Origin of the sequence: Blautia sp. TM10-2 (assembly GCF_003480845.1) — a bacterium.
In the GTDB taxonomy this organism is placed as follows: domain Bacteria; phylum Bacillota; class Clostridia; order Lachnospirales; family Lachnospiraceae; genus Fusicatenibacter; species Fusicatenibacter saccharivorans.
The window spans coordinates 44289-62877 of sequence record NZ_QUJZ01000003.1 but is presented as its reverse complement, the minus strand read 5'-3'; the positions used below and the strand labels follow the sequence as shown (position 1 = coordinate 62877).

17 protein-coding genes are annotated in these 18589 nt (G+C 48.7%); 2 read left to right on the top strand and 15 right to left on the bottom strand.

The window, feature by feature from the left end:
• The first annotated feature begins 102 nt into the window (after positions 1 to 102).
• Positions 103 to 984 carry an AraC family transcriptional regulator gene (locus DXD92_RS03700; RefSeq protein WP_158581757.1) on the top strand — a complete coding sequence of 294 codons (882 nt, stop codon included), beginning with the start codon at positions 103 to 105 and terminating at the stop codon, positions 982 to 984.
• A gap of 53 nt (positions 985 to 1037) precedes the next feature.
• Here the strand turns inward: DXD92_RS03700 and DXD92_RS03695 are convergent, their stop codons facing one another.
• Positions 1038 to 3767: a beta-mannosidase gene (locus DXD92_RS03695; RefSeq protein WP_118640097.1), complete on the bottom strand. Its 2730-nt coding sequence runs from the start codon at positions 3765 to 3767 to the stop codon at positions 1038 to 1040.
• 289 nt (positions 3768 to 4056) lie between these two features.
• Here DXD92_RS03695 and DXD92_RS03690 point away from each other — a divergent pair, with 289 nt between their 5' ends.
• Positions 4057 to 5844 carry an aminopeptidase P family protein gene (locus DXD92_RS03690; protein ID WP_118640194.1) on the top strand — a complete coding sequence of 596 codons (1788 nt, stop codon included), beginning with the start codon at positions 4057 to 4059 and terminating at the stop codon, positions 5842 to 5844.
• 50 nt (positions 5845 to 5894) lie between these two features.
• Here DXD92_RS03690 and DXD92_RS03685 read toward each other — a convergent pair whose 3' ends face one another.
• From DXD92_RS03685 to glnA, 14 genes are all read right to left on the bottom strand, one after another.
• Positions 5895 to 6638: an amino acid ABC transporter ATP-binding protein gene (locus DXD92_RS03685; protein ID WP_118640096.1), complete on the bottom strand. Its 744-nt coding sequence runs from the start codon at positions 6636 to 6638 to the stop codon at positions 5895 to 5897.
• A complete protein-coding gene (locus DXD92_RS03680) occupies positions 6628 to 7317 on the bottom strand; it encodes an amino acid ABC transporter permease (protein ID WP_117762276.1) in 690 nt (229 codons plus the stop codon). Before DXD92_RS03680 ends, DXD92_RS03685 begins: the two co-directional genes overlap by 11 nt.
• Before the next feature lie 176 nt (positions 7318 to 7493).
• Positions 7494 to 8294, bottom strand: a complete 801-nt coding sequence (locus tag DXD92_RS03675; RefSeq protein ID WP_330411495.1) for a transporter substrate-binding domain-containing protein — start codon at positions 8292 to 8294, stop codon at positions 7494 to 7496.
• A gap of 434 nt (positions 8295 to 8728) precedes the next feature.
• Positions 8729 to 9526 (bottom strand): GGDEF domain-containing protein, encoded by a 798-nt coding sequence (locus DXD92_RS03665; protein ID WP_243037557.1) that lies wholly within the window; start codon positions 9524 to 9526, stop codon positions 8729 to 8731.
• Between the two features lie 106 nt (positions 9527 to 9632).
• Positions 9633 to 9782: a hypothetical protein gene (locus DXD92_RS18455; RefSeq protein WP_158578723.1), complete on the bottom strand. Its 150-nt coding sequence runs from the start codon at positions 9780 to 9782 to the stop codon at positions 9633 to 9635.
• Positions 9783 to 9896: 114 nt separating this feature from the next.
• A complete protein-coding gene (locus DXD92_RS03660) occupies positions 9897 to 10109 on the bottom strand; it encodes a DUF378 domain-containing protein (RefSeq protein WP_055228257.1) in 213 nt (70 codons plus the stop codon).
• 163 nt (positions 10110 to 10272) lie between these two features.
• Positions 10273 to 11709: an Asp-tRNA(Asn)/Glu-tRNA(Gln) amidotransferase subunit GatB gene (gene gatB / locus DXD92_RS03655; RefSeq protein WP_055228256.1), complete on the bottom strand. Its 1437-nt coding sequence runs from the start codon at positions 11707 to 11709 to the stop codon at positions 10273 to 10275.
• A gap of 15 nt (positions 11710 to 11724) precedes the next feature.
• Positions 11725 to 13185: an Asp-tRNA(Asn)/Glu-tRNA(Gln) amidotransferase subunit GatA gene (gene gatA, locus DXD92_RS03650; RefSeq protein ID WP_117805348.1), complete on the bottom strand. Its 1461-nt coding sequence runs from the start codon at positions 13183 to 13185 to the stop codon at positions 11725 to 11727.
• A 15-nt stretch (positions 13186 to 13200) separates the two neighbouring features.
• Entirely contained in the window at positions 13201 to 13494 is a 294-nt protein-coding gene (gatC, locus tag DXD92_RS03645; protein WP_055228254.1) for an Asp-tRNA(Asn)/Glu-tRNA(Gln) amidotransferase subunit GatC, read from the bottom strand.
• A 39-nt stretch (positions 13495 to 13533) separates the two neighbouring features.
• Complete coding sequence (gene aspS / locus DXD92_RS03640; RefSeq protein ID WP_118594493.1) at positions 13534 to 14862, bottom strand: aspartate--tRNA(Asn) ligase; 1329 nt, start codon at positions 14860 to 14862, stop codon at positions 13534 to 13536.
• A 194-nt stretch (positions 14863 to 15056) separates the two neighbouring features.
• Positions 15057 to 15206, bottom strand: a complete 150-nt coding sequence (locus DXD92_RS18450; protein ID WP_158555021.1) for a hypothetical protein — start codon at positions 15204 to 15206, stop codon at positions 15057 to 15059.
• A 166-nt stretch (positions 15207 to 15372) separates the two neighbouring features.
• Entirely contained in the window at positions 15373 to 16587 is a 1215-nt protein-coding gene (locus DXD92_RS03635) for an LL-diaminopimelate aminotransferase (RefSeq protein WP_022462353.1), read from the bottom strand.
• Between the two features lie 27 nt (positions 16588 to 16614).
• Positions 16615 to 17163, bottom strand: coding sequence for an ANTAR domain-containing response regulator (locus DXD92_RS03630; protein ID WP_022462354.1), 549 nt, complete (start codon positions 17161 to 17163; stop codon positions 16615 to 16617).
• Positions 17164 to 17186: 23 nt separating this feature from the next.
• Entirely contained in the window at positions 17187 to 18518 is a 1332-nt protein-coding gene (gene glnA / locus DXD92_RS03625) for a type I glutamate--ammonia ligase (protein ID WP_117510183.1), read from the bottom strand.
• Positions 18519 to 18589 lie beyond the last annotated feature (71 nt).

Below are 18589 nucleotides of genomic sequence, written 5' to 3'. Positions count from 1 at the left end.
TTCCTTCTTGCAAATCATATAAAATCACTATATACTAAAAGAAGTTTGTTTCCATCCACAGTCAGTATGGAACATCCACTACGAACGAAAAGTGAGACATCTATGAATAACTTATATGAATATATCGACCCCATCGCCTCTCCTTATGAGGCTTTTCTTTTTGACAGCACGCGGGACTCCCTTCCGATTCCTGCTCACTGGCACTATTATGTAGAACTTCTCTACGTTCTGAAAGGAGAAATTGAGGTTTCCCTTGATAATGTGACATCCATCGGAACGGAAGGATCTGTGATCCTTTTTCCGCCCAAATGCGTTCATTCCATCGCGCTTGCAAAGGGGTCTGTTCCGGTGCAGTATGATGTGATTAAATTTGACCCCAATCTTCTGCCCACCTGCAAGACGGATGAGCTGGATCTGCGTTCGATTCTGCACGGCCTCCACACGTTCCGCTGCCCCTGTATTTTTTCTCCGGAGCAGGTACGGAAAATGGACCTTTTTCCTCTTTTTTCGGATATTCTTAAGGAATACCGGGATAAAGAGCTTGGCTATTCCATGATTCTTACAGCGGATCTTCGGAAAATCATCAGCCGTTTTGTACGGAACTGGCAAAAAAGCGGGACTTCTTTTCCGTCTCCCGGCGTGCATCCTTCCTACGAAATCAGTTTTGACCTGATTTCCGAATACATTGATTCCCATTATTTTGAAGAACTGACCGTAGAGAAACTTGCCGCCATGTGCAACATGTCGCACTCCACATTTTCCATGAATTTTTACCGCCGCTACAATATGACCTGCAAAGAATATATTACGGCAACCCGAATCAATGCGGCAGAAAACATGCTGCTTTTTTCCAGTCACGATGTTTCTTTTATTTCCAGAGAAGTCGGCTATCCGGACTGCAGCTATTTCATCCGGTGTTATAAAAAAATAAAAGGAATCACACCGAAACAGGCCAGAAAAATCCAGGCAGAAAAAAATAAATAACGTTATTTTGCAGAAAAGGGCACGCATTCATTTTGCGTGCCCTTTTCCATGCCTTATCGTTCTGCTGTCTCGTATACGCTTCGTACGCGGTATGCGCCCGATACGCCGGTTCCCTTGGCGGTGAAGTCTGCGGTCGGCAGAATACGGAAGGTCTTTGTTCCTGCTTCCATATCAACGAAGTTATCGTCCAGGCGAAGCACACCGTTTTCGGTCTCTACGCTGACAGATTTTGCGAAGTTCTCTGCCGTTACGGTTACGGTATCGCCGTCTACTGATACAGAAAGTTTCGGATCTGCGAAATGGTAATGCTTCGGTGCACAGAACAGCGTCGATCCGGAAGATACGACGTTTCCATCGACAACCAGCTCATACGTCAGATGAACTTCCAGCGGATCCTGACCGTTGAAATCAAGATGCGGCATCCACTGTCCGCCGTAGGCCGGTGCGTTGACCTCGAAGATTCCCTCTTTGACTACGGAAGAATCCGGACGGCGCAGAGACCATTTTACGGTTCCAACAATCGGCTCACCCGTTTCATTCGCAACGTGAAGATCTGCACTGACATCGATCGGATGCGGCAATGTGTTGACAAACGGTTTCTGGTCAATCTCTCCATGCTCCTCGCAGGAAAGCAGAACCGGTGCAAACATCTTCTTCTCTGCGTACTGCAGGGCTTTCCAGTTTCCGTAGTAATCGACGCTTGCCCAGGATGCCACCGGCCAGATATCGTTCAGCTGCCATACAACAGCACCCATGCAGGTACCGCGGAAGCGGCGGAAATGCTCTACGCCGTAGCGGATGGCATCTGCCTGAAGAAGCTGTGAGCAGTAAAGAAGCTCATCGAAGTTCTTCGGGTACAGGTAGGTCTGTGAGATATAGTTCAGGATCTTTCCGTTGGCAGCCGTATTTCTCTGGTGCATTTCCATAACGCGTGAGAAGATGTTGCGGTCGCCGTCTTCCGTAAATCGTTTTACGGTCTGCAGGGACGGGAAGGACTGGAAGCCGAACTCGGACAGGAAACGGTAATGGTGGGAACGATAAGCGGTAAACGGCTCGCTTCCGTGCCATACGCCCCAGTAATGGGTATCGCCGACGTTTTCCGCATTGCTGTTTTCGTAATTTCCGCCTGAAGACGGGGAGGATGGCCAGTAGAATTTCTCCGGATCCTCTTCTTTGACGATTTTCGGAATGATGTACTCATACAGATGGATATAATCGTAATACTGTTTCTTGGATTTCGGCCATGCCATCATTTCGTACTGTGTCTCCATCTCATTGTTTCCGCACCACAGAGCGATGCTTGCATGAGAACGAAGTCTGCGTACATTCTGACGGATTTCTGTGGAGATATTCTCCTCAAAACGATCTGACAGCTCATAGGAAGCGCAGGCAAACATGAAGTCATGCCAGATCAGAAGTCCTCTCTCATCGCAGACATCATAGAAGAAGTCATCGAGGAAGTATCCGCCGCCCCATATACGCAGGGAATTGAAGTTTGCTTCCTGTGCGGATTTTAACAGCAGATCGGTACGTTCTCTCGTCTGGCGGGTTAAAATATTATCCTCCGGAATGTAATCCGCGCCCATCGCGAAAATCTGCAGTCCGTTGATTTCATATGCAAAGTTGCGGCCTTTTACCGTCTTTGCTGCTTTATCGGTGATAATTACTTTCTTCTCACCGTTTGTCATAACCATGTTGTCGCCGTCGTCGTAATCTGGCGCCTGTCCGGTCATGTGCTCATCATAAACTTCATCTTCCATCGGATCGGTATTGACCGTGATGGTGCGAAGACCCATTTTTTTCTCCCAGGTATCCAGGGTATCCCCTGCAACAAGCGCTACCTTTACCTGATACAGTGCCTGTGCGCCGTAACCGTTCGGCCACCACAGCTCCGGATTTTCTACGGTAAGAGAAGCCTGTACATGGTTGCTGCGAAGCTCACACGTAAGACCAGTCAGATTCTTTGCCGGTGCTGAATGGGTCAGCGGATCGATGCTGCCGCTTTCTGCGGTCAGAACGGTTTTTCCATCCGGAGAAGTAACCGTCATGACAATTTTTACATTTCCGTCGGTAACTCCCGGCATCCACTCGATCTCAGCATCTGCCGTCAGGCGAACAGAATCAACAACGTTTCCGTGAACCGTTTTTCCGGTTACGTGATGCTCCTGTCCTACAAATACCTGCGCCAGACGGGCTGTTTTTACTGCAAGAACGGAAGCTTCACGGAACAGTCCTGCATCTGGAAGACGCGGGCCCCAGTCCCAGCCGTACATGCACGCTGCTTTACGGATATGCGGGAATCCCGGCATTGCATCGGAGGATCCGCCAACCGGGCATTTTGTATCTTCTTCCGCAATGAATTTGGTCGGGGAATGCAGAATCACTTTTACCTGATATACGGTATCGGCTGCATCACCTGCAACAAGATCGGTAATATCGTACTCCCAGACACGGTTCATGTTGTCTGCGGAGCCGATTTTCTCTCCGTTCAGATAAACATCCGCGATCGTATCAATTCCGTCGAAATGTAAAAACAGGCGGTCCGCTTTTCTGTCTTCCTCTCCGATCACGATTTCTGTCTCGTATGCGAAATCGTTCTCCATCAGTTTCAGTGCGTCGAGTTCATTGTCACGATAAAACGGATCCGGGATCAGACCTTTTTCCAGAAGTGTGCCGTAAACGGTAGACGGAACCTTTGTCTCAATTGGAGTCTCCGGAATATCGTAAACATTTTTTCCAAGGACCGTTAAGGTCCAGTTGTCTTTCAGACATATTGTATGCATTACAGTATGTCCCCCTTTCTTACATAGTTTCTGCTTCTTCGCGTAGTTTCGCCACGCTTTTTCTTTCTTCCTATCTTACTTCTTTTGTGCAGAAAATGGTACAAAAAAGCTCTTGAAAAATAGGAAAAATCTCCAAATGCACAAAAATTTTCGCAAAAACAGGAAAACAGTGAGACAAATTCTCAATCATCACTTTGACAGATTTGGAAAATGTGATAGAATAAAAACGTTGGCATCCCATTTAAAAATGCCGACATTATTTTTCGAAAAGAAAGATGAGGAAAAAACTATGATATCAGAAAGATTAGCTGCTCTCCGCGAAAAAATGAGAGCATACGGCGTGGACGCTTATCTGGTTCCGACCGCCGATTATCATGAATCCGAATATGTAGGAACTTACTTTAAAGCAAGAACGTATATTACCGGTTTTACCGGTTCTGCCGGAACTGCTGTGATTACGCAGGACGAAGCGTGCCTCTGGACCGATGGCCGCTACTTCGTACAGGCAGCCAAAGAACTTGCCGGAACCGGCGTTACCTTAATGAAAATGGGCCAGGAAGGCGTTCCGACGGTAGAGGAATACCTGGCGGCAAATACAAAAGAGGGCATGACCATTGGTTTTGACGGCCGCGTTGTCAATGAAATGCTCGGCGAAGCACTGGAGAAAACACTTCCGGAGCGTTTTCTTTCCTATCGAAGCGACCTGATCGGTGAGATCTGGTCGGACCGCCCGGCACTTTCCGCAGAACCCGTGTGGATCCTTGATGCAAAATATACCGGTGAATCCGCTGCGGAGCGTCTTGCAAAAGTACGCGAAAAGATGAAAGAGAACGGTGCCGAAGTGCATATTCTGACTGCACTGGATGATATCGCCTGGATGCTGAATATCCGTGGAAACGATATTCCATGCAACCCGGTTGTCCTCTCCTATCTCGTACTGACAGAAACCGAGAGTCATCTGTTCATTCAGGAAGAAACCTTAAATGAGAAAGTAAAACAGTATCTTGCTGATCTTGGCATTTCCCTTCATCCATACAATGCTGTTTATGATTTTGTTTCCGGCATCACAGGAAAAACTATTCTTCTGGAGAAAGCCAAAGTCAACTACACGATCTGCCAGAGTGTCATGGGCAGCAATACGATTGTCAATGTCATGAACCCGGCTTCTTCTTTAAAAGCAGTCAAAACACCGGTTGAGATGGAAAACATCCGAAAAGCCCACATCAAAGACGGCGTTGCCGTTACCCGTTTCGTATACTGGTTAAAGAAGAATATCGGTAAAATCCCAATGGATGAGGTTTCCGTTGCTGAAAAACTGGAATCCTTCCGGAAGGAGCAGGAAGGCTTTATTGAGCCAAGCTTCGGAACGATTTCTGCTTACGGCCCGAATGCTGCTATGTGCCATTATCAGGCAACGAAAGACAATTTCTCTGTTCTGCAGCCAAAAGGCATGTACCTGGTGGACTCCGGCGGACAGTATTATGAGGGAACGACCGATATTACCAGAACAATCGTAGTTGGACCGCTGACCGAGGAAGAAAAAGAACATTTCACCATCACTGCGATGGGAACCCTTCGTCTTGGAAATGCAAAATTCCTCCACGGCTGCATCGGTATCAACCTTGATTACCTTGCAAGACAGGCATTCTGGGAGAGAGGTCTTGACTTCAATCACGGAACCGGCCACGGTGTCGGTTATCTCTTAAATGTACATGAGCGTCCAAACGGTTTCCGCTGGAAAATGGTTCCGGAGCGGATGGAAAACGCCGTTCTTGAGGAGGGCATGCTTACTTCCGATGAACCGGGTATCTATATCGAAGGAAGCCACGGCATCCGTACTGAGAATCTGATGCTCTGCCGCAAAGCAGAAAAGAACATGTACGGCCAGTTCATGTGCTTTGAGTTCGTTACCATGGTTCCGATCGATCTTGACGGTATTGACACACAGTATATGACCGAAAAAGATGTGGAACTGCTGAACAACTACCACAAAGAAGTATATGAAAAGATTTCTCCTTATCTGGAAGGAGACGAAAAAGAGTGGCTGAAAGAAGCCACCCGCGCGATTTCCAAATAAGATGCAAAAACGCTGTTCTGTGTTTTGATGATACAGAACAGCGTTTTTTATTATAATACTTTCGATAAAAACTCTTTGAGCCGGGGATGCTGCGGATTTGCGAAGAACTCCTGCGGCGTATTCTCCTCCTGAATATTTCCCTCGTTGATAAAGACCACGCGGGTTGCCACTTCTCTTGCAAAACCCATTTCATGTGTTACGACAACCATCGTCATGCCTGATTCAGCAAGTTCCTTCATAATTTCAAGAACCTCCCCTACCATTTCCGGGTCGAGTGCGGAGGTCGGCTCGTCAAACAGCATGACATCCGGGTTCATCGCAAGGGCGCGTGCAATGGCGATTCGCTGTTTCTGACCGCCGGAAAGGCTTCCCGGGTAAGCATCTGCTTTATCCGGCAGTCCAACGCGGTTTAAGAGCTCCAACGCTTTTTTCGCTGCTTCTTCCGGTGTCATCAGCTTTAATGTCACCGGGGCGAGCATGATATTTTCCTTGACGGTTTTATGCGGAAACAGGTTGAACTGCTGAAATACCATTCCAATTCTCTGTCGTACATGGTCGATATCGGTTTCCGGCGCCGTGATGTCAACGCCCTCGAAATAAATTTTTCCGCCGGTTGGAATTTCCAGACGGTTTAAGGAACGCAGAAAGGTCGATTTTCCGGAACCGGAAGGACCGATGACAGCGACAACCTCTCCCTGATGGATCTCTGTACTGATCCCGTCCAGAACCTTATTATCCTCGAAGCTCTTCTGCAGATTTTCAACTTTGATTAATACTTTTTCATTAGTGGTCACTCTTACGCAGTCTCCTTTCCAGTTTTCCCATGAAATAGGTCAGAATCATAACAAGAATCAGATAAAAAATCGCTGCGGAAAGAAGCGGAACCAGTGCATCGTACGTACGGCTCTGTACCAGGGTCGCTGCCTTTGTAATATCAATGGTTCCGATATAGCCGATGATGGCAGTCTCTTTTAACAGCACGATCATCTCATTAATCAGCGCCGGAAGAACATTTTTAAACGCCTGCGGAATGATGATGAGACGCATGGTCTGTGCAGAATTTAAGCCAAGGCTTCGTCCTGCTTCCGTCTGTCCTTTGTCCACAGACATAATTCCGGAACGGAAAATCTCAGCAACGTATGCACCGGAATTGATACCAAATGCGATTCCGCCGATCACGATATTGTTCAGGTTTACGGTTGCAAAAATAACCGAATAGAAAAACAGGATCTGAATCATGGACGGCGTTCCGCGGATGATCGTCAGATAGACGCGCGCAACGATGTTCAGAAGTTTTAATTTACCGGTCTGCTCGTGTGTCGAGCGGATCAGTGCGATAAGAAGTCCGAGCACAACACCGATGCACAGCGCAAGCACCGTGACAAGCAGTGTCGTCTTCAGACCGGTCAGCCACCATTCTGTAGCACCATTGTCTACAAAGTAGCGGTTGAACTGATGATGTAAATTTTCCATATGACACATCTCTCCTTTGTGTTTTTAACTGCGGGATCTGCAACCGGCAGTTTCCTTACAGCGCAATCGAAAAACGAACGGCCGCGCCTTTTGTCTGGCGGACAGCCGCTCGTTTCTATCCCCTGATTCCAGATTGCCCCGTACTTCGTACTCTCGCAGTCCTTATCACTATGTTATTACTTTCTGACGATGACAACCTGTGTTGCATCTGCATAAGTATCCGTGAAATCAACGCTTTCTTCCCGTTCTGGAGTAACGGTCATTCCGGCTGCGCCGAAGTCTGCTTTTCCACTGTTGACAGATGCAAGGATGGTTTCAAATGACATATCCTCGATTTTCAGCTCATAACCAAGCTTGTCGCAGATTGCCTTGGAAATGTCGGCATCGATACCAACGATATCATTTCCCTCTTTGTACTCCCACGGCTCGAACTCAGCGTTGGTTGCCATGGTAAGCGTTCCGTTGGAACGGTCCACGTCTGCCGGGGACTCATACGGATGCTGGCCGACTTCATCACCAATGTAGTTGCTCATGATCTCATCAAGAGTTCCGTCCTCTTTCAGCTCTGCCAATGCAGTGTTGAACTCGTCTCTTAACTCATTTCCTTTTTTGAAGCACATCGCGTACTCTTCGGTATCAAAAATGCCTTCTACAATTTTCAGATCATCGTTTGCTGCAACGAATTTTTCTGCCGGCAGGGAATCGATGACAACACAGTCAATCTTTCCGTTTTTCAGTGCCTGAATAGCATCGGCGCCTTTGTTGTAACGCTGCATCTGGGAATCTGCATTAACGGCATCGCTCGCCTGAGAATCACCTGTTGTTCCGGTCTGTACACCAATCTTCAGATCTGCCAGATCCTCTACGGATGTTACTTCTACTTTCTTTGCGGTAGATGCAGAACTTCCGCAGCCTGCCATCGAAACAGCAAACAAAACGGACATTGCAAGTGCTGTTGCTTTTTTTGCAAAATTCATTTTCATAATAATCTCCTTCTCTCCTCATGTAATGTATATTTATTCACTTTCCCTTATTATAACAGCATCTTTCTGAAATGCAAGGAAAAACGGAAAAAAAGCAACAGAAATACAAAAGACAGCCCGGGGGTTCTTCCATGGCTGTCTTTCCGTTTTTGTATTCAGTCCGTATTTTTTCCGTCTGCTGCTGTGCAGCGCAGGATCCGCTGAATGCTCTTTTCCGATAAAGCATATTCCTCTGAGAGTTCGGAAACTCTGCTTCCGTTTTGATGTTTCTCGCAAATTTCCCGGCACCGGATGCTCCTTTGCCCATTCCTAGGCTTCCACACTGCTCCCGAAGAGCTTTAAGGCTTCCATCCCTTCCAGTCCCTCTGTATTTGTTCGTCGTCTACACAAATGATGTTCATCTGGTATCTCTCCTGCCTTGTCCTGTTCTAATTGCTTTTCATCCATTCTTCATAAATGGAGGCACTGTATCCCTGTTTCTTTTTACTCTGATACATTGCCCGGTCCGCCTTTCTGTACAGCTGGTCAAAAGAAACTTCTTCCGATGCCTCGCAGAAACAGGCACCCAGGCTGATTTCTATCTGCTTCCCCTTCATTTCCGCAATCGTAATCTGGCTGATGTTGTAAAAAAGTCTTTCGAAAAATCTCTCTGCCGCCGCTTTCTCCCGCATTTCCGGCATAAAGACTGCAAACTCGTCACCCCCGAGGCGCAGAACTACGTCCTTGTCCCGGCAGGATTTCTGCATCGTCTCTGCAACGGCGATAATAACCTTATCCCCTGTCGAGTGTCCATACGTATCGTTGATTGTTTTGAATTTGTCACAATCAATCAGGCAAAGCAGACCTCCTGTTTTTTCCTGCAGCAGATGGGAAATCTGTCTTTCCCCGCTTCCACGGTTATACAATCCCGTCATAAGATCCGTCTGTGCCAGATAAATCAAGCGGTTCTCACGTTTTTTCTCTTCTTCGATACACTCAATACAAAACAGCACATGCAGAAGCCTTCCATTTTCATCGTAATCAACAGGAATGAATCTGCTCCGGCACCAGCCTGTTTTTTTATCGATAAATTCGTGTATGATACTGTTTTTTCCGGCGAGCCGCTCTTCCAGCGTATTGAGATCGATAAATGCAGCAGTTTCTTCCAGTTGTGATTCCATGCACATTTTCTCTGCCATGCACTTCGCATGCCCGCCAAAATCGTCTATGATCTCATATTCCCCCATTTGGGCTGCACTCTGCGATGTTGTCTTTACAATATGATATTTCTGCGTCTGCACATTAATATAAAAATTGCTGCAAGGGCAATCCATTCAGCAAGATCTATCACATTCAAACCAGATAGTTACTCACATACACAATACCTCTTTCCAGACTCCCCGGACCTCCGCGGAATGCCCACGCTGCGGCATCACTCGCCAGAAGAACGGCACAGGAAAGCTGCATCAGAAGCATCCGGTATTTTTTCTTTTTCTGATCCATATCCCTGCTCAAAACCATACAGAGGGCCGCAATATTTGTTTTGTCCTTCCTAAAACAGCAAAAGAAAACCCTCTCATACCGCCTTTCTCTGCGTATATGAGAGGGTTCCTGTTCTTACGCCTGTCCCAGTACGTGGTCGGAAATTCTTCCGTAGACGGAGATCAGGTAGAGGCCGCAGATGCCGACAACCGCGTAGATGATGCGGCTCAGCCACGTCATGTTTCCGAAGATCAGGGCGACGAGGTCGAGACGGAAGAATCCGATCAAGCCCCAGTTGACGGCTCCGATGATTGCAACGGTGAGTGCGGTGTAATCCAGTCCTTTCATGTAAAGAAACCTCCTTTTTCCGGATTTTGTATCGTCTTTTTATCTCTTCCGGTTTCTTTATAAAGAATTTCCCAAAAGGAGGCAGATTATGCATTTTCTTTGATTTTTCGGGCAGAAAAATGGAGACCATTTCCAGGCCTCCATTCGTGCAATTTTGTTTTCTTTATTCAGACAGCAGCTTCTGCAGCAGCTCTCCTGCTGCTGCCGGGTTGGCTTTACCTTTCATTTCTTTCATGACCTGGCCGACCAGAAATCCGAGGACTTTTGTCTTTCCGGATTTGTACTGCTCTACCGGGCCAGGGTTGTTTTCCAGAACTTTTCTCGTGGTTTCTTCCAGAAGGCCGGTGTCGTTTACGGTTTTCAGTCCGTGCTCCTCGACGTATGCTTCCGGATCGACATCCTCTGCAAAGATCTGCTCAAATACCTCTTTTGCCACCTGGTTATTGACCGATCCGGCTTCTGCCAGTTCGATCAGGGATGCCAGATGCTTTGGTGAAAACTGCAGATCCTCCGGCTCCTGGCCGTTCTCCTTTAAGAGACGTAAGGTCTCGCCCATCAGCCAGTTTGCCACTTTTTTCGGTTTGCCGCAGAGCGCCGTCGTCTCCTCAAAGAGATCGGACAGCTTCTTGGAACCGGTCAGAATGCCCGCATCGTACTGCGGCAGTCCGTACTGCTCCACGTAGCGTGCCTGTTTTTCCGGCTGGAATTCCGGCATGGATTTCACAATGCGGTCGATCCACTCGTCGGAAATGTGCACCGGCGGCAGATCCGGGTCCGGGAAGTAGCGGTAATCCTTCGCATCCTCTTTCGAACGCATCGCGTAGGAATACTCTTTGTTGTCGTCCCAGCGGCGGGTCTCCTGGACAACGGCTTTTCCTTCCTCGATCAGCTCGATCTGTCTTGCACGCTCTCCCTCGATCGCTCTTCCGATTGCCTTAAAGGAGTTCAGGTTCTTCATTTCGGTACGTGTTCCGAATTTCTCACTTCCAACCTCACGGACCGAAAGGTTGACATCGGCACGCATCGAGCCCTCCTGCAGTTTGCAGTCGGATGCGCCGAGATACTGAATCATCATACGCAGTTTTTCCAGATAAGCGATAACCTCTTCCGCAGAGCGCATATCCGGCTCGGATACAATCTCGATCAGCGGAACGCCGCTTCGGTTGTAGTCGACGAGTGAGCAATCCTCCCACTCATCGTGGATCAGCTTTCCGGCATCCTCCTCCATGTGGATCTCATGAATGCCGATTTTCTTCTTTCCCGCTGCGGTGTCAATCTCGACATATCCATCGTGGCAGATCGGCAGATACAGCTGGGAAATCTGATAGTTCTGCGGGTTGTCCGGGTAGAAATAGTTCTTCCGGTCGAATTTGCAGAGCTGGTTGATTTTGCAGTTTGCAGCCAGTCCGACGCGCAGGGCGTAATCGACAACCTTCTTATTTAATACCGGAAGGGATCCCGGCATACCGGTGCAGACCGGGCAGGTGTGGGTGTTCGGCGCACCGCCGAATGCGGTAGAGCAGCCGCAAAAAATTTTTGTTCTCGTCGCAAGCTCCACATGTACTTCAAGTCCGATGACGGTTTCATACTGTTTTGACATTGTTTTGCTTCCTCCTTACCATTTTTCTGGCTGCCCGAATGCACCGCGTGCCTGCTCATAGGTGTATGCTGCACGGAACAGTTTTTTCTCTGAGAAACAGTCTCCGATAAGCTGCATGCCGATCGGAAGCCCCTTGTCATCCATGCCGCACGGAACGGTGATGCCCGGAAGGCCGGCGAGGTTGACCGATACGGTGTAAATGTCGCCCAGATACATCTGTAAAGGATCCGAAAGCGAATCGCCAAGACGCGGTGCGGTCGATGGTGCTGCCGGGCTTAAAATCATATCGTATTTTTCAAATGCGCGGTCAAACTCTTTTTTAATCAGGGCTTTCGTGCGCAGTGCTTTCAGATAATACGCATCGTAGTAACCGGAGCTTAAGACGAAGCTTCCCAGCATAATCCGTCGTTTCACCTCCGGACCGAAGCCCTCAGAACGGCTCTTCTTATACATATCGTGGAGTCCTTCGTACTCTTTGGCACGGAAGCCGTATTTCACGCCGTCGAAGCGTTCCAGGTTGGAGCTTGCCTCAGCGGATGCAATAACGTAGTAAGCCGGAATGGCATAATCAATGAGGTCGAGATCGAAATACTCTACTTCTGCTCCGCGTGCCTTCAGGACATCGGCAGCTTTTAAAATGGATTCCTTCACCTGCGGATCCAGGCCTTCGCCGAAGCAGCTGTTCGGAATACCGATTTTCAGATCGGAGACATCTTCTTTTAAAGCGCTCATGAAATCGTAATCGTCGCGTTTCATCGATGTCGCATCTTTTGCATCATACGAAGCGACCGTCTGCAGCAGTGCTGCACAGTCTGTCACATCCTTTGCGACCGGTCCGATCTGGTCAAGGGAGGAACCATAAGCGATCAGTCCGTAACGGGAAACGGTGCCGTACGTCGGTTTCATGCCGGTTACGCCGCAGAAGGAACTCGGCTGACGGATCGATCCGCCGGTATCGGAGCCAAGTGCCATCGGTACTTCTCCTGCTGCAACGGCTGCGCAGGAACCGCCGGAGGAACCGCCTGGAACGTGTTCGGTGTTCCATGGATTTTTCGTCACGCCGTACGCGGAAGTCTCTGTCGTACTTCCCATCGCAAACTCATCCATGTTTGTCTTTCCGATGATAACGGCTCCCGCCTCTTCGAGCCGTGTGATAACCTCTGCATCGTACGTCGGAACAAAGTTCTGCAGGATCTTTGACGCACACGTCGTCGCAAGACCTTTCGTACAGATGTTGTCCTTGACCGCAATCGGAACGCCGGCCAGCGGACCGGTGAGCTCTCCTGCGTCAATTTTCTTCTGCACTTCTGCCGCGCGTGCTCTTGCACCCTTTTCATCCACAAGAAGGAATGCGTGAATTGATTCTTCCGATGCTTTGACTGCCGCAAGAGACGCTTCTACAGCGTCCGCTACAGTGATCTTTCCTTCTTTGATTGCGGCAGAAAGCTGTACTGCTGTCATATCTTTGATTTCCATATCAATCTCCTCCTGCTATTCTACCGTTTTCGGAACCTTGTACTGGCCCTCTTTGACTTCCGGTGCATTGGTAAGCATTGCATCGCGGTCGTCGCCATTGGTTACTTCATCCTCGCGGAATACATTTCCCATCTCGAAAATGTGGGTCATCGGCTCGACCTTGCTGGTGTCGAGCTCGTTTAATTTATCTACATAATCCAGCATCTTCTGCATATCCTGCCGTGCGGATTCTTTTTCCTCATCCTTTAATTCCAGCTTTGCCAGGATGCCGACATATTCCATCGTTTCATCTGAAATCACATTTGCCATTTCACTCATTCTCCTTTTTCATTTTCCAGCAGGATCCGCTTACGGCTCCAGTCTTGTAAGATCACGCGGGAACAGCGTTGTCTCGCGGACGTTGTCCTCACCGATCAGCTTCATGGTTAGACGCTCCAGACCGATGCCAAGACCTCCGTGCGGCGGCATACCGTGTTTGAAAGCACTTAAATACTGCTCCATGCCCTCTTCTGTCATGCCGCGGGCTGCGATCTTTTCAGAGAGCATCTTGTAATCGTGGATACGCTGGCCTCCGGTTGTAATCTCCAGACCGTGGAACAGCAGGTCGAAGCTCTTTGTGTATCTCTTATCCTCCGGGTCGTCCATCGCATAGAACGGTCTCTTTTTCGACGGATATTCGGTGACGAATACGAAGTCTGCATCGTACTCCTCTTTGAAATACTGGCCGATCAGAAGCTCCTCCTCTGGCTCAAGGTCGAACGGGTTGCGGATCTTTCGGTTGTATTTCTCGGCTACCAGCTCTTTCGCTTTCGTGAACGGTACAGTTGGGATTTCTTCTGTCTTTGGAAGCATAACTTTCAGGATCTCCAGCTCTTTTGCGTAATCCTCTTTAAGAAGCTCCACCATGTACTGTAAAAATCCGGTTTCCATTGCCATGATGTCGGTGTAATCCTCGATGTAGCCCATCTCAAAGTCAAGGCTGGTATACTCGTTCAGATGACGTTTCGTGTTGTGTTTCTCTGCACGGAAAACCGGTCCGACTTCAAAGACACGGTCAAACACGCCGACAAGCATCTGTTTGTAGAACTGCGGGCTCTGTGCCAGGACAGCCGGGCGGTGGAAATATTCCAACTTGAAGATGTTTGCGCCGCCTTCAGCGCCTTTCGCGCCGATCTTCGGTGTATGGATTTCGGTGAATCCCTGGGAATGAAGGAAATCACGGAACGCCCGTACCACGCCTTCCTGGATGCGGAATTTTGCACGCTCTCTGACGTTTCGAAGAGCGATCGGCCGCATGTTCAGCATTGCTTCAAGGGAGGTGTTCATTTTCCATTTGTTGACTGCGAGCGGCATTGGCTCGGTCGGCTCGGAAAGAACGGTGATGGTCTGCAGCCTGACTTCGACGCCGCCCGGTGCGCGGTCCTCTTTTTTGACCGTTCCGGTTACGGCAACTGCCGATTCCTCTTTCAGATCTTTCAGCGGGAAGTCAACACTTCCTTCTTCGTACACACACTGAACGAGTCCCTCGCTCTTTCTTAAGATGACAAAGGCAACCTCGCCCATGTCACGGATGATGTGTACGGCTCCTTCGAGTTTTACTTCTGTGCCTTCCGGTATCTCCAGCAGAGTTTTTACGGAGATGTCTTCTTTTTTCTTTACGCCTGTCATAAATTCCATGTCTTGTTCTCCTCTCTTTCTCGCCTGTCCCGGATTGCTTTTTCAAATAAAAAAGTCCCGGAACAGTTTTTTAACTACTGTTCCGGGACGGGATATTTTATGTTCCCGCGGTACCACCCGCATTGCGTTTTTCTCTCCGGTTTTCCGAGGGAAAACGCCCACTCATTTATACTTAACGCGTATCACGGATCTGCCTACTTGATTTCCTGTTCGGATCTCATGTTCAGCAGACCGGCTCCGGAATGTTCCCCATTGTATGTTTCCTCCATGCTGATGCTCTCAGTCGGTGACATCGGCTTCCTGTCAGATTCCGCATACGGAGTTTCCTTCACTGCCTTTTTCATACTGTGCATTATAGCACAGCAGTTTTGCATTTGTAAACACCTAATTTTTACGGATTTCATATAAATTCTAATGCATTTTTCATGAATTTTATCTATACAAAATTATTTTTTCGCGTGTTTATAAAATTGCGCAGAAATTCCGTTTTATTGGTATTTCGCACACAATTTACAGTTTTTTGATTCTCTCCACTGCCTCCACTGTATTCTCATACGTACCGAATGCAGTCAGACGGAAGTAGCCTTCTCCGCTCGGGCCGAAGCCTGATCCTGGTGTTCCGACTACGTTTGCGTCTGCAAGCAGGTGATCAAAGAACTCCCAGGAAGTCATATTTCCCGGTGTTTTCAGCCAGATATACGGAGCGTTGACGCCGCCGGATACGGTGTAGCCTGCGCCTTTTAATCCGTCGTAGATGACTTTTGCGTTCTTCATGTAGTAAGCAACCTGCTCTTTTAACTGTGCTTTTCCTTCCGGAGAGTAAACAGCCTCGCCGGCTCTCTGGATGATGTACGGAGCTCCGTTGTATTTCGTTCCGTGACGGCGTGCCCACAGGCTGTGCAGAGTCACATCGCCGGATTTGATGTCTTTCGGGATAACGGTGAATCCAAGACGCATACCGGTAAAGCCTGCGTTCTTGGAGAAGCTGCGCATTTCGATGGCACATGTTCTTGCACCCTCGCACTCATAGATGGAATGCGGAATGTCTTTTTCTGAGATATATGCCTCGTATGCAGCATCATACAGGATGATGGCTCCTACTTTATTTGCATAATCAACCCATTTCTGCAGCTCGGCTTTGGAAACCATAGCGCCGGTCGGATTGTTCGGGAAGCACAGATAAATCAGATCCGGGGTTTCTTTCGGGAGCTCCGGGGTGAAGTTGTTTTCTGCGGTACACGGCATGTAAATCACATTCGTGAAACGCTCGGTTGCTGCGTCGTAGTCACCGGCACGGCCTGCCATTACGTTGGAGTCTACATAAACCGGATAAACCGGGTCGCATACAGCGATCTTGTTGTCCAGGCTGAAGATCTCCTGAATGTTGCTACAGTCGCATTTTGCGCCGTCCGATACAAAAATTTCATCAGATGAGATATCGCATCCTCTGTCCTGATAATCATTTTTTGCGATGGTATCGCGAAGGAAAGCATATCCAAGATCTGGTGCATATCCGTGGAAGGTCTCTGCGTGTCCCATCTCATCCACTGCTCCGTGCAGCTTTTCAATGATCGCCGGTGCGATCGGCTGGGTTACGTCGCCGATTCCAAGACGGATGATTTTCGCGTCCGGATTTGCCTCGGTGTAAGCTGCAACTTTTTTTGCAATGGTGGAAAACAGATAGCTTCCCGGCAATTTCAGATAATTGTCATTGATTTTGAACATTATTATGTCGCTCCTTTTCACTTTTTCTTACTCTGTCAAAAGCGTCAGCACCATCTGTGCCGTTTCAACCAGATTGGTGCCGCTGTCCATGCTGCATTTCTGCATGTAGCGATGGGCCTCCGACTCGGTCATGTGATTTCGTTCGATCAGAAGGCTTTTTGCACGATCGATGATGTGCTGTTCCTCGGCGCTGCGCACCTTGGGCTTTGCCCGCTCTTTCTTTCTGCGCCGTGCCGCACTCTGCAGCATCATCTCCAGTGTATTAACCAGCTCGTACACGGAAAGCGGCATCGTAACCGCCATGATTCCGGTTCCCTCCACCGCACTTAATGCGCGGCTCGATGCAATCAGAAGCATCTGGAAGCCGGACGGCATACACTCATTCAGATCCGTAAAAAACATATCCGGGAGCTTGTAGCCGCAGATGACGATACCGCCGTTTAAGTTGTTCATCTCTCCGAGCGCCGCTGCCGCTGTCGAACAGACAGCATCGATTTCATATCCTCTTTTTGCCAGAATATCCCGGATGCGCTTTCCATCTTCTATTTTGGGAAGTACTATCACTATGCTGCTCATGCATTTTCAGGCCCCTTCGTCGTCTAAATACGGTACAGATATTTCTCGGTCTCCCAGTCGGATACCTGACGGAGATACTCATGCCACTCTTCTTCTTTGGCATTGATATATCCATTCACAAATTCCTGGCCGAGTACCTGACACAGAAAATCGTCTTTCTTTAACTCTGCGACCGCTTCTCCAAGGCTTCCCGGGAGAAGGGTGATCTGCATCGCGTTTCGTTCTTCTTCTGTCAGATCGGAAATATTGCGGTCCACCGGGGACGGCGGAACGATTTTCTGTTTGATACCGTCAAGTCCTGCTGCCATGCAGACAGCAAGTGCCAGGTACGGATTGGCTGCCGAATCCGGGCATCGAAGCTCAATGGCCATGATACCGTCTCCCGTCAGCGGAATGCGGATCAGCGGGCTTCTGTTCTTTGCAGACCATGCCACGTAGATCGGTGCACCGTATCCCGGTGTCAGACGTTTGTAGGAGTTTACAAGCGGATTGGTAATCGCTGCGATTCCGCTGATGTGTTTCATCAGTCCGCCCATAAAGTAATATGCCTCTTTGCTGAGCCCGTATTCATCGGATTTGTCGGCAAACACATCTTTTCCCTCCTGAAACAGGGAGAAGGAAAGATGAAGACCCGATCCGTGAACTCCGGTTTTTGGTTTTGGCATAAAGGTTGCGTGAAGACCATGACGTTTTGCAATCGTACGGATAGCAAATTTGGCAGTCATCAGCTGATCTGCCGTCCGAAGTGCTGCAGCCGGACAGAAATCCAGTTCGTGCTGGCCTGCCGCTACCTCGTGGAAGGAAGACTCAACGTCGATTCCCATTTCTTCGAGAGTCAGCACCATATCGCGCCGCGCGTTTTCTCCCAGGTCCAGCGGTCCAAGATCCAGATAACCGCCTTTGTCGTGCGTTACACTCGTTGCTCCGCCGTCCTCATCGGTGTGGAACAGGAAAAATTCACACTCCGGTGAGATTTCAAACTCATAACCCATCGCTTTCGCTTCGGAAATTACCTTCTGAAGGATGGTTCGGGAACTCTTTGCATAAAGATTCCCCTCTCTATCATACACATCACAGATCAATCTTGCAACCTTTCCTTGCTGCGGACGCCACGGAAGTATTGCAAAGGTGTCGAGATCCGGGTGCAGAAACATGTCTGCTTCCTCGATGGTGACAAATCCTTCGAACGAAGAGCCATCGAAAACGCACTGATTATTCAGGGCTTTTTCCAGCTGTCCGGCGGTGATGGCCATATTTTTCATCATTCCAAACATATCGGTAAACTGCAGGCGGATAAATTCAACATCTTCTTCCTCCGCCATCTGAAGGATCGCTTCCTTCGTATACTTTGCCATATCGATTCTCTCCTTTATCAAAGACGATTCTAAACGAAAAGGGTGTTTTCACGCGGCAGGGCAGAAAGACA